Annotated in this window: 8 protein-coding genes; 4 read left to right on the top strand and 4 right to left on the bottom strand. The window is 45.5% G+C overall.

All coding sequences use genetic code 11. From position 1 onward, the window contains the following. Positions 1–197: 197 nt before the first annotated feature. Positions 198–1,223 carry a hypothetical protein gene (locus NIES208_RS08055; protein ID WP_139325015.1) on the top strand — a complete coding sequence of 342 codons (1,026 nt, stop codon included), beginning with the start codon at positions 198–200 and terminating at the stop codon, positions 1,221–1,223. 9 nt (positions 1,224–1,232) lie between these two features. Further along, on the top strand, positions 1,233–2,636 hold the full coding sequence (locus NIES208_RS08050) for a formylglycine-generating enzyme family protein (RefSeq protein ID WP_075891533.1): 1,404 nt from the start codon (positions 1,233–1,235) through the stop codon (positions 2,634–2,636). 252 nt (positions 2,637–2,888) lie between these two features. On the opposite strand, the gene NIES208_RS08045 is transcribed toward NIES208_RS08050, so the two are convergent. Continuing rightward, entirely contained in the window at positions 2,889–4,661 is a 1,773-nt protein-coding gene (locus tag NIES208_RS08045; RefSeq protein ID WP_075891553.1) for a S8 family peptidase, read from the bottom strand. 178 nt (positions 4,662–4,839) lie between these two features. On the opposite strand from NIES208_RS08045, the gene egtD reads away from it, so the two are divergent. Beyond that, positions 4,840–5,832 (top strand): L-histidine N(alpha)-methyltransferase, encoded by a 993-nt coding sequence (gene egtD, locus NIES208_RS08040; protein ID WP_075891531.1) that lies wholly within the window; start codon positions 4,840–4,842, stop codon positions 5,830–5,832. 10 nt (positions 5,833–5,842) lie between these two features. Here the strand turns inward: egtD and NIES208_RS08035 are convergent, their stop codons facing one another. Then, positions 5,843–6,673, bottom strand: coding sequence for a YaaW family protein (locus NIES208_RS08035; RefSeq protein WP_075891551.1), 831 nt, complete (start codon positions 6,671–6,673; stop codon positions 5,843–5,845). 527 nt (positions 6,674–7,200) lie between these two features. Continuing rightward, positions 7,201–10,029, bottom strand: a complete 2,829-nt coding sequence (gene uvrA, locus NIES208_RS08030) for an excinuclease ABC subunit UvrA (protein WP_075891549.1) — start codon at positions 10,027–10,029, stop codon at positions 7,201–7,203. Positions 10,030–10,164: 135 nt separating this feature from the next. Between uvrA and NIES208_RS08025 the strand changes: the two genes are divergently transcribed. Further along, positions 10,165–10,767 (top strand): Uma2 family endonuclease, encoded by a 603-nt coding sequence (locus tag NIES208_RS08025; RefSeq protein ID WP_075891547.1) that lies wholly within the window; start codon positions 10,165–10,167, stop codon positions 10,765–10,767. Positions 10,768–10,807: 40 nt separating this feature from the next. On the opposite strand, the gene ispG is transcribed toward NIES208_RS08025, so the two are convergent. Beyond that, positions 10,808–12,034, bottom strand: a complete 1,227-nt coding sequence (gene ispG / locus NIES208_RS08020; protein ID WP_075891529.1) for a (E)-4-hydroxy-3-methylbut-2-enyl-diphosphate synthase — start codon at positions 12,032–12,034, stop codon at positions 10,808–10,810. Positions 12,035–12,082: the final 48 nt, after the last annotated feature.

The following is a 12,082-nucleotide window of genomic DNA, read 5'->3' as shown; positions in this document are numbered from 1 at the left end:
CAAAACAATTTGATTGCTCTGAAAAGACAATAGAATACATTTGCTAAGCAAAGACTCTCATCAGCAATGGTGGGGGTTTTTGTCGTTTAAGTCTATTTCCTCAATAACAAAGAAATCTTTAAGATCGCTTCACTTATTTTAGAGGTCGCCAAGCTACACTAGCTAAATATTGTTTTTTAAACACGTGAGCCTCAGTGATGTCTAATGAATCTCAAAAAAATGCTGGTGTTATGGGTGCAGCTTCAGTTAGAGGACATCATGCGACCTTCGAGGATATTGCAAGATTTACGCCAGATAAAGTAAACCATCTTAAGCGAGGTGGTCTTCGTGGAGGATCAGGGAGAAATGCAGCTGAAGCACAACAAATGTTAGAGAAGGTTCCTCCCTCTCATAGGTATGGAGCAACGGCTAAAGATGGAGCCCAAAATACGAAAAGATATCTAGTAGACAAAGATGTTAGTCATATCAATCCTCATAGTAAGGGTGGCAGTGGTAACGTAGATAATCTCCTTTTTGAAAATCGTGGAGCAAATCGTGCTCGTGGTGCAAAGAAAATGACACCGAAGGAACAAGGGCAAATTCATGCTCAAGCTCGTGTTGAGAATTTAACTGGGGCGTTAAAAGCAGGTGTACAGGCTGCATCGAAAGGGGCAGTAATTGGCGCGATTAGTACGGCTCCTTTTGCGATGTTGCACAATGGATTACGAGTTGTCCGAGGAGAAATATCGGCGGAGGATGCTTGCAAAGAGTCTTTAAAGGAAACGGCGATCGGTGCTGGTGTTGGGGCTGTTTCTGCTTTTGGGGTCACGACTGTTATGGCTGCTTGTCCACCGATCGCCGCCGCTTTAGTCACTCTTTCTCCAGCATTATTAGCAGTAGGTGGTGCAGGGATGGTCAAGCAATTTTTTGGAATTTTAGCGTCTCACAAAGAAAAGACGAAAGAATATTATGAGTCTTTAACTCAGCAGGATTTGGATTATCTTAAAAAGCTGGAGGCGGATTTAGAATACGAGCACAAAAAAAGTTTACGACGTATCGAAGAGTCTCGTGTTTTTCATCAACAATTATCAGAGCGTCCGGTGCATTCCGGTATTGCCGCAGCTCTACAACGTTATCAAGAATCGGCGGCTCTGGCTGAAGCCCATGGTGGCAAACCGATTGGGGCAAAAGCTTTATTACCAAATCAACAACGTTCTTTATCTAGCTCTAGTGAGGAGGCGTAGTTATCAATTGTGGTTTTACCTTTAATCGGTGTGGCGATCGCCGCCGTGAGTGCAACAGCCGCAGCATTTACGACTCACGCTGTTGGAGCGAAAGACCGTGAATCTACTAAGTATCATCGTGATGTTAATAACGAATTAAATAATCAATATTCTGATCTTCAACGTAAATATACCGAGCTACAAGATGAGGCAACAAAACATATAGATGAATTAACAAGACAAAGGCTAGAGAGTGAAGCAGAAAAAGATCTTTTACGACTAGGTTTGAGGTTACAACAATACGTATGTGACCTGATGTTTCAGATTGATGACAGCCCTAGTTATGATTTACTGAAAGCATTTCAAGAGTCTGTCTCAGCAACAAATCAAGTATTGTTTGAGCTACAAGAAACTTTGATTTCTGTTCCACCAAATTATTTTTCTAAATATTTAATGCACACGTCTGAAAATCTAGCTCAAGAGCAAATTGACTTACTCTTAAAAGGTGAGATTTACCCAATTCAAATATGTCCTAAATGCCATCAGAAAAATCGTATTACCCCTCATTTTTCGGGAAATAGTCCCATTTGCGGGTCGTGTCAAACGCAACTAATAAAAAAAGTACCCACTCAAAAAGCCAGTCCTAAAACTCAAGCAGAGATACCTCAAAGCTCAAACCGTCTATATGTATGCGAGGATTTAGGTAATGGCATTGAACTTGAAATGCTGCGAGTGCCTTCTGGTTCTTTCCTATTAGGCTCACCAGAAGGTATGGGATGTTCTAATGAATATCCGCAACAAAAAATTGATATTCCAGAATTTTATTTGAGTAGATTTCCCATTACCCAAATTCAATGGCAGACCGTTATTAGTTGCTCAAGAAAAAATAAGGAGATTAAAAAACTGAGTTTGTCTTTTACCAAAAAGCCATCAAAGTTTAGAGGATCACATCAGCCAGTTGAACAAGTTTCTTGGTATGAATGTCAGCGGTTTACTCAGCTTTTAAAACAGATGACTTTGCGGAACTATCGTCTGCCAAGTGAAGTAGAGTGGGAATATGCTTGCAAGGCTAATAAAATTCAGCAAAATTCAACGAAAAAAATCAATCATAAATACGAACATATCTGGTGTAAAAACAACTCTGACCAAAAGACTCAAAATGTTGGTCTAAAGGAATCTAATGTATGGGGTTTTTCTGATATGTTGGGCAATATTTGGGAGTGGTGTGCTGATGACTACGTGCGAACTTATCACACAAAAAGAACACATCATCCTTTTCGTCAAGCACGGAGTTCGACAAAAGTTTTAAGAGGCGGTTCTTGGAATAGTATGCCTGAGGTATGTCGAGCAACAAGCCGTATTGGGTATGCACCCGATAGTCAAAACTCATGTTTTGGATTTCGTCTCGCTTTATCAAGTGTTGATGCTCGCTAATTAGTCTTTGGCTTCCATCAAATATAGCGTCTTGTGTTTGGGTGAATAACAATCAACGGCTGTGTTGAAGGAGATATAGCGTGTTGCACATTTTAGTGCTTGGTTTCATAGCTATCCGATGGGCGTTTTCCGAAATGCTCTTACGATGATGTTTGGATTGAAATCAATTGATCTTCGATAAATCCGATACCTGGTTAACCCGAGATTCTTTACGGAGAACACAAGTTATTCGCACAGTTTCTGAACTGTAATTTATGATTGTGTTTTTAGTGGATCTTTAATCATTAATCTAGCTAGGGCAAAACAAAGGATTGCATTCACAACTAGAAATCCCTGCGCAACTAGGCCAGAACCTAGTCCCCAAACTAAGGGTGAAGTAAAGGCGTAAACAGTAAGACAAGAGGCTACTCCCAGACTAAGACCAACACCAAATTTTTTGCCAAATTCTGTTCCGGCGATTAGGACAAGTAATCCGAAGGGAATCAAAACACTAGCAAAGATTGGGTTTAATACAGGACTGCCATTGAGGGCGTTCCCCAGTTCTGGCAGGGAGCTGCCCAGCACGCGGAAAGGTGCTTGGGATAGGTCGAAAATGTAGAAGCCTTTGAGGAAAAATAGGCCAGAACTTCCCATGACCAAGCCGCCATTAAATGCCCAACTCCAACCGAAGGGGAAATAGTTGCGGAGGAAAAAGGCGAGGAGGTAGGAACCGAGCACCATGGCAATCTTTGGTAAGAGGGCGATCGTGCCGCCGTCAATCCAGAAACGAGGACTGAGGTAACCATTGTCACGGAGCCAACGGAAGAAATCTTTAAAGGTGATTTTGCCTTTGACTGCTTCGCTGAGGGCTTCGCCTGCATTGAGATAGCCTGCGCCGTAATGGTTAAAGGGATCGTCTTTAATCTTTTGGGCGGATTGCTTGAGGACTTGTAAAACTTCGGCTGGTTCTTCTACTCCGGCGGCTTTGATCATTGCGGCAACCCCTGCAACATGGGGAGAGGCCATACTTGTGCCTTTGTAGTCTTGGAAGACGGCTGCGCCAGAACTAGGGTCGATGGTTTCTTGGAGAATGCCGCCGGATTCACCGCCACCGGGAGCGGTAATGTCAATGCCTGCGCCGTAGTTGGAATAGGGTGCTTTAATGCCTGCTGCGTCGATCGCCGAAACACCGATTACTTTCGGGTAGCGGGCGGGATAGGAAGCTGAGTTTTGGTTTGCGTTACCAGCGGCGGCAATGACGACAACGTTTTTTCTGTAGGCGTAGTCGATCGCCTCTTGCATGAGACGACTAGCACCACCGCCGCCAAGGCTCATATTAATGACATCTGCGCCGTTGTCTGCGGCAAATTTGATGCCTTCTGCAATATCGGAGATTGTGCCGCCACCGTTTGCGCCAAGTACTTTAATTGGCATAATTTTGGCGTTGTAGGCAATGCCCGCCACGCCATAACCATTATTGGTAGACTGGGCAATGGTTCCGGCTACGTGGGTTCCGTGACCTACGTCATCATTGGCTTCGGGGCGATCGCCGACAAAATCATAGCCTTTAACAAATTCTGTTTTTTCTAAATCAGGAACACGACTAACACCTGTGTCGATGACGGCGACGGTAATGCCTTCACCCCTATTTTCTGTCCATGCCTGCTCGACATTAATGCTGCGAAGATTCCACTGTTTTGCGTAGTCGGGGTCGTTTGGGGTCGCGAAAGTCCTGTAAATGTAGTTGGGTTCGATATATTCTGTCGATTTTATGAGGTCGGATTTGCGGAGGGCTTGTAATAGTTTTTCGTTGCCTTCGGCTACATACACATTGTCTGCTGCGGAAAACTCGCTGTTTAATCGGATACTGGCATTGAAGCGTTTTGCAAAATTTTCGAGTTGCCTAGAAATTTCCCCTTCGCCGAGGTCTTCCCGGAAATCTAGTACCACTGAGTCGTAGCTTCCTTGGGTCGCGAGACTGGGCATATTCACCAGTGCCAATCCCAAGCCCACGATAAACAACAGCGTAATCAACAACTTTCGCATGGGTACATACCAAACCGACTCACCCACTGTAGCTTATTCTTTTTTTGAACTGGGGAGGTTGCCAATTTTGTAACCCACTTTGTTAAGAGATATTGAAGGTGATGGAGAGCGATCGCCGAATTGTCCTGTTTAGGCATTTAGTGGACAATAGTTACGGAAAACGTCGAGACGAGAGCATATGACTGCATCAACGACTCAAGCAGGGCAGTTGAAACTAGTGTATTTACTGGAAAAAGAGGATTTAGAAGAGACAGGCAAACAGCTCCTTCAAGGTCTGAGGGAAACGCCGAAAACCATTTCACCCCGTTATTTTTACGATGTTAAGGGGTCTGCCCTGTTTGAACAAATTTGTGAACTGCCGGAGTATTATCCAACGCGTACGGAGGCGGAAATTCTTAAAACCGTTTCGTCAGAAATTGCGGCTATTACAGGCAATGCAGAGCTCGTGGAGTTGGGCAGTGGCAGTTCGACGAAAACCAGATTTTTGTTGGATGCCTACCAACAATTTGAGCAGCTAGATTATGTGCCGGTGGATGTGAGTGCCAGTATTGTTGAGTTTGCGGCAGAGCGCTTATTTCAGGAGTATGAGACTCTTTCGATTACGGGCTTAATCGGCACCTATGAGCAGGCGATCGCCCATTTACCGGACGCGGGAGATTTACCACGGATGCTCATTTTTCTGGGTAGTACCCTCGGCAACTTTTCCGCCGCAGACAGCGATCGCTTTTTTAAACAAACCCGCCAATCTTTACGAACTGGAGATTATTTCTTATTAGGGCTTGATCGCCATAAATCTTCTGACATTCTTGAGGCGGCTTACAACGATAGCCAAGGCATTACAGCCGCATTTAACCTGAATATGCTTGAGCATCTAAACGACCGTTATGGGGCAAATTTTGAGACGCGCAACTTCCGTCACCGTGCCATTTACAATGTGCCTAAACGACAGATCGAAATGCATTTAGACTGTTTAGCGACCCACACCGTGACCTTCCCTAGCCTTGATACCACCATTGAGTTTCAAGGGGGCGAAAGTATTCTTACCGAAATTTCCCGCAAATTTGAGCTAGAACAATTGCAGGATAATCTCGCCATGCAAGGTCTAAAAACGGTGAAAGTGTGGGGCGATCGCCGGGATTGGTTTAGCCTGATTTTGACCCAAGTTGTTTAATGGAAATTCTTTAGTTTTCTTGCCAGACGATTTCTTCGCGGGTGAGGCGGATTTGCGCCAAAGTCACAATCATCGGAATAATGCGGCCGTAGTTTGTGGCGATCGCCCGCCAACCGAGATCAGCAAGGAACCAGCCCCACATCGCAGGCACCACCACACTAAACACACTGCGCATCGCACCATACTTAAGGGCAGTCGTGGCCAAACCTTTCTTGGCCGCTTGGGATGACAGCACTGTCGCTAGCTTGCCTGCACCACCGGCGGCCACCTTCGTCATGTGGGAGGACGCAAAATACAAGGCAAATTGCCGGGCAATATTTTTAAGAATGGCGGTTTTTAAAATCGTACTCACGGCGATCGTACTACCACCCCGCAACAAAATCTGAACGGGGTTATGTTGGAGCTGGACAGGCAGAGGCTCCGGCAAAAAATCCCGTTCGAGGGAACGCTGAACCCGGTGGAGTAGTGACTTCTTTTCGGCAGCAGGTAACTTGCGCCAAGCTTTGCCCGTGAGATGGAGGAAAATTTCCGCCTCAAGGTCGGTGGTGCTAATCCCCGGCTCACTAGACAGCTTCAGGAAGTGGCAGACCTGCAATAAAATTTCGCGATAACTCAACATTTCCGCCTGACCAAGCAGCACCGTAAAACCATCAGCCGCCAGATGGCGAAACCGTCGCTCGATACTTTCAATTTGGCGATCGCGATGTTGCGTTTGAACAAAAATCGGTTGAGGCGTTTGGAAATAATCCAGCGGATTAAACTTGCGGCTAAACAGAATCTGAGTCAAATGCTGCAATTCCTCATCCGTCGCTAAATTCAGGGCTGTTCTTAGCTCATCCACCGCAGATTCTCCAGCAATTCTCCCGTCCATTCTAGACCAAGCTTCCGTAAAATCACTGAATGCTCACAGTCCTAAACCTCAGACACTATCGTTTCAACATCCATGAAAGTGAGTGATCGCCTGCCAATGAAGAATAAAGATGATTCCCCTATCGTCATTTCTCAGAAATGCATCTAAATAACACTCCGACAGAATTTAATTAAGTAATAATCATGGTCGGCAAGATTAATCTGACTTTGACATAGTCATCGGCTTCAACTTAACGTAAAAACTTTTCCAGATAAGCTTTTTAACCTCAGTTTGGGTTAAGGATTTCGCCTCAATGCTTCAGGGAAAAGGAGACACGGGGACATTGGGATCGGGAGACACGGAGAGGGGGAGGCACGGGGACATTGGGATTGGGAGGCACGGGATATCAACGGACACCCGCATTAGAATTATTTGAATGAAAAATCTCCCCATCACTCGCTCTCCCTTTCACCGCGTCGTCATCCTAGACCATTCTTAAACCGAACTCAGGTTAACAACTAATGGGCAGTTGCCAGTAAAGGCTTAAGAAAGTGACCCGTATGAGATTGTTTATTTTTGATCAGTTCTTCTGGTGTCCCAACACCAATAATTTCTCCGCCGCGATCGCCCCCTTCTGGCCCTAGATCAATCAGCCAATCACTACAGCGAATCACATCCAGATTATGTTCGATCACCAAGACCGAATTACCCTTGTCTACCAGCCGTTGCAAGACATTTAGTAAATGATGCACATCATAAAAAGATAAACCAGTCGTCGGCTCATCAATGAGATAAAGAGTTTTGCCCGTGGCACGGCGCGATAACTCAGAGGCTAGTTTCACCCGCTGCGCTTCACCACCAGACAAAGTCGGAGCAGGCTGTCCCAGCTTGACGTAGTTTAACCCCACATCCATTAACGTCTGGAGACGATTTGCCGCCGCCGTAATATTTTCGAATACCCCCAAAGCTTCTTCCACCGTCATATTCAAGACATCAGCGATGGAGTAGCCTTTAAACTTTACCTGCAAGGTTTCGCGATTATATCTTGCCCCCTTGCACACATCACACTGGACATAGACATCGGGTAAAAAATTCATTTCAATGACATTCACACCCTGACCAGAACAAGCTTCGCAACGACCGCCTTTAACATTAAAAGAAAAACGACCTTTTTTGTAGCCTCTCGTTTTCGCTTCCACGGCCTCGGCAAACAGGGTACGAATGGGGTCAAAAATTCCCGTATAGGTGGCCGGGTTGGAGCGGGGCGTGCGACCAATGGGCGACTGGTCAATAACAATCACTTTATCTATGGATTTTAACCCTTTAACGGAGTCTAGCTCCTTCGGGAAAGGGATATTTCTATTGAGACTATGTTGCAAAGCTGGATAGAGTAATTCGTTCATTAGGGTGGATTTGCCAGACCCAGAAACTCCAGTGACACAGACTAATTTGCCGAGGGGAATTTCAACATCAACACCCTGAAGATTATTTTTACGACAGTTTGTTAGTACCAGTTTGCCGCCATTTCCTTCCCGTCGCTCCGGCGGTGTTTCGATTTTTCGTTTACCGGATAAATAGGCTGCTGTGAGGGATTGTTTATTCTTGAGAAATTTGTCAAATGTGCCTGCAAAAACAATGTCACCGCCATGAACACCGGCTTTTGGGCCAATATCGATAATGTGGTCAGCGGCTCGCATCGTATCTTCGTCGTGTTCGACAACAATGAGGGTATTGCCGAGATCTCGCAATTTTTGTAATGTTTTGAGCAGTCGTTCGTTATCCCGTTGGTGTAAACCAATGCTGGGTTCGTCTAGTACATACAGGACACCTGTTAAACCTGCACCAATTTGGGTCGCTAGGCGAATGCGCTGGGCTTCGCCGCCGGAAAGGGTCATGGCTGCTCGGTTTAGGGTTAAATAATCTAGGCCAACATCTAACAAAAATTTTAGACGGGCACGAATTTCTTTTAGGGCGAGCTCGCCGATTATTTTTTGGCGATCGCTCAGTTCTAGGTCGTCAATTTGTTTGAGGCAATCTCGGATCGAAACACTTGTTAGTTCATCAATGTTGTATTGTCCTAGGCGAACGGATAAGGCTTCTGGTTTTAGTCGTTTACCGTGACAAACTTCGCAGGGTTGATTGACTAAATATTTTTCGAGTTTGGACTTGATTGCCTCGGAATTTGTTTCTTTGTAGTTGCGTTCTAGGAGTTTTAGAATGCCGGAATAGTGACGGTAATAACCTTTGCCTGAGCCGTAGCGAGATTCTTCTTCAAACCAAATGGATTCTTCGGTGCCGTTTAATAAAATGTCGCGGTGTTCTTCGCTAAGTTTTTCCCAGGGGGTTTGGATCTCAAAGCCAAAGTTTTGGCCAAGGTTATAGAGTAGTGATAAATAATAGGTATTTTCTTTTTCAGACCAGGGGGCGATCGCCGCATAGAGAGGTTGCTTAGGATCGGGAATCACGAGATCCGCAGAAAAGCGTCGGTGACTCCCCAAACCGTGGCAAGCCGAACAAGCACCATAGGGAGAATTAAAGGAAAAGAGCCGGGGTGATAATTCTTCAATGACGGCTCCATGTTCAGGACAGGCAAAATTTTCAGAAAAAACAATTTGTTCATCGGTGCCGACTAAATCGACAAGGGCTGTGCCTTCGGAATGTTTGAGACAAGTCGCTAAAGAATCTGCTAAACGTTCCTCAATGCCGTCTTTTTTGACGAGGCGATCAACCACAATTTCAATATTGTGATATTGATTTTTATCGAGTTTGATATTGTCACTCAGTTCGCGGGTTTCACCATTAACTCGTACACGGGCAAAACCCTCTGAGGCAATGCTAGATAGGGTTTTTTTATGGGTTCCTTTTTGGTGGCGAATGACGGGGGCAAGGAGTTGAAATTTTGTTTTATCGGGCAATCCTAAAATGCGATCGCACATTTCATCGATGGTCTGGGGCGCAATGGGGCGATCGCAGTGGGGGCAGTGGGGTTCTCCTGCTCGCCCGAAAAGTAAGCGTAAATAATCAGCGATTTCGGTAACAGTGCCCACCGTTGAGCGGGGGTTATGGGACGTGGATTTTTGGTCGATGGAAATGGCGGGACTCAACCCCTCAATGGCATCCACATCTGGTTTATCTAGTTGCCCTAAAAATTGTCGCGCGTAGGCACTGAGGGATTCGACATATCGCCGCTGCCCCTCCGCAAAAATCGTGTCAAACGCCAATGACGACTTGCCTGACCCCGATACCCCTGTGAATACAATTAATTGGTTACGCGGTAAATCAAGATCCACATTTTTGAGGTTGTGCTGCCTTGCGCCACGGATGCGGATTTGATCGGACTTGCTCATGGGGGCGATCGCCATTACTGCTTAAAAGTTCTTAAATATTATAGGCAAGTGGGAGGGCTGTATTAGCGGTAATTAACGAAACCCCTGTGGATGCATCCGCTAAAATCAAAGCAATACGATAAACCCAATTTTGCAATGGTTGCCCTAAAAGATTCCCGATATCTTAGTCCCGAAGAATATTTGGCATGGGAAGCAGAAAATTCTGTCAAGCACGAATATATCAATGGTGAAGCCTATGCAATGGCGGGAACAACTGACGAGCATAATGTCGTTAGTGGCAATTTATACTTATTGCTGCGGAATCATTTGCGGGGTTCTGGTTGCAGTGTATATTTTGCCGATGTAAAAGTGCGCGTCGAGCGGAAAAATTGTTACTACTATCCAGATTTATTTGTCACTTGTAATCCTGAAGATAAGGAGACCGCGACTGTTAAGTATTTTCCAAAATTAATTATTGAAGTCTTATCACCTAGCACTGAGAGCTTTGACCGAGGAGATAAGTTTAACGATTACCAAACCATCGCCAGTCTCGAAGAATATGTCCTTGTTAACACCAAACATAAACGACTCGAAATTTATCGCCGCAATAAAGACAATTCATGGCGGTTTGAAATGTTTGATCTAAGTGCAACGAATGTTGCTTTTAAAAGTCTAGAGATGGATGTGGCGATCGCCGACATTTACGAAGATGTCGAAATTATCGAAACCTCTCCCATAGAAAAAGAAAATCCCGCCTAGCCATAGACAGGATATTTATTAAAGAAAAAAAATTGAAAATTTATTCATCTTCCGGTGGGTCAACCCAGCGGCCATCAGACTTAATTAAGTCAATTAGCTGCTCAACCCCTTCAGCCTCAGGCACTTTACGAATTTCTTCACGACCACGATAGAGGGAAATATAGCCGGGAGTCTTTCCGACATAACCGTAATCAGCATCCGCCATCTCACCGGGGCCATTCACAATACAGCCCATCACCGCAATATCCAGTCCGACTAGGTGATCCGTCGCATCACGAACTTTATTGAGTACTTCCTCAAGGTTAAAGAGAGTGCGACCACAGGAAGGACAAGCCACGTACTCCACCATGGTTTTGCGGAGACCCAGAGCCTGCAAAATGCTATAGCAAACAGGAATTTCTTTCTCCGGCGCTTCAGTTAAAGACACGCGAATCGTATCGCCAAGGCCTTCTGCTAAGAGTGTCCCAATACCAGCAGTAGACTTAATACGGCCGTATTCACCATCGCCGGCTTCCGTGACACCGAGGTGCAGAGGATAATCCATCCCCAGCTCATCCATGCGACGTACCATTAAACGATAAGCCGCCAACATCACAGGAACACGGGAAGCCTTTAGGGAAATGATTAAATTGTGAAAATCAAGGTCTTGGCAAATACGAATAAACTCGATCGCCGACTCCACCATGCCTTCTGGAGTGTCGCCATAGGTGAAGAGCATCCGCTCCGCAAGAGACCCATGATTCACGCCGATGCGCATAGACTTGCCCTGATCTCGCAGAGAAACGACGAGGGGTTCTAATGTTTCACGAATTTTGTCACCGATCGCCTTAAATTCTTCATCAGAATATTCTGTGCGACTATCATTGGGATTTTCAAAAACGTATAAACCCGGATTAATGCGCACGTTATCAACATGTTTTGCCACCTCTAGGGCAATTTTCATGCCATTGTGGTGAACATCTGCAACGAGGGGCACTGGCTGATAAGTCGCCGCCAAACGTTCTTTGATCTTCGCGAGGGATTTGGCGTGAGCCATACTGGGCACAGTTACCCGCACAATTTCGCAGCCAATTTCGTGGAGGCGGCGGATACCGGCAACGGAACCTTCAATGTCGAGGGTATCTTCATTGATCATCGACTGAACGACAACGGGATAATCGCTACCGATGGTGACAGACCCCACTGGTACAGCACGGGTTTTCCGGCGATGGATGGTGGTGTCCACTAAGTTCGCCGCATTGGTGTCCGGACGTTCTAGGGTTTGCATGGGTTAAAAATTCTGGTAAAACGCTAATTCAAACAGAGGATAAAAGGG

Origin of the sequence: [Limnothrix rosea] IAM M-220, assembly GCF_001904615.1 — a bacterium.
GTDB lineage: Bacteria > Cyanobacteriota > Cyanobacteriia > Cyanobacteriales > MRBY01 > MRBY01.
The sequence above is the reverse complement of the archived record's forward strand: the minus strand, read 5'-3'. Positions and strand labels throughout refer to the sequence as shown.

Excerpts from the sequence above, each read along its gene's own strand:
- NIES208_RS08045 (WP_075891553.1), bottom strand. The coding sequence starts at position 4,661 with ATGCGAAAGTTGTTGATTACGCTGTTGTTTATCGTGGGCTTGGGATTG.
- NIES208_RS08055 (WP_139325015.1), top strand. The coding sequence starts at position 198 with ATGTCTAATGAATCTCAAAAAAATGCTGGTGTTATGGGTGCAGCTTCA.
- uvrA (WP_075891549.1), bottom strand. The coding sequence starts at position 10,029 with ATGAGCAAGTCCGATCAAATCCGCATCCGTGGCGCAAGGCAGCACAAC.
- egtD (WP_075891531.1), top strand. The coding sequence starts at position 4,840 with ATGACTGCATCAACGACTCAAGCAGGGCAGTTGAAACTAGTGTATTTA.
- NIES208_RS08025 (WP_075891547.1), top strand. The coding sequence starts at position 10,165 with ATGGTTGCCCTAAAAGATTCCCGATATCTTAGTCCCGAAGAATATTTG.
- ispG (WP_075891529.1), bottom strand. The coding sequence starts at position 12,034 with ATGCAAACCCTAGAACGTCCGGACACCAATGCGGCGAACTTAGTGGAC.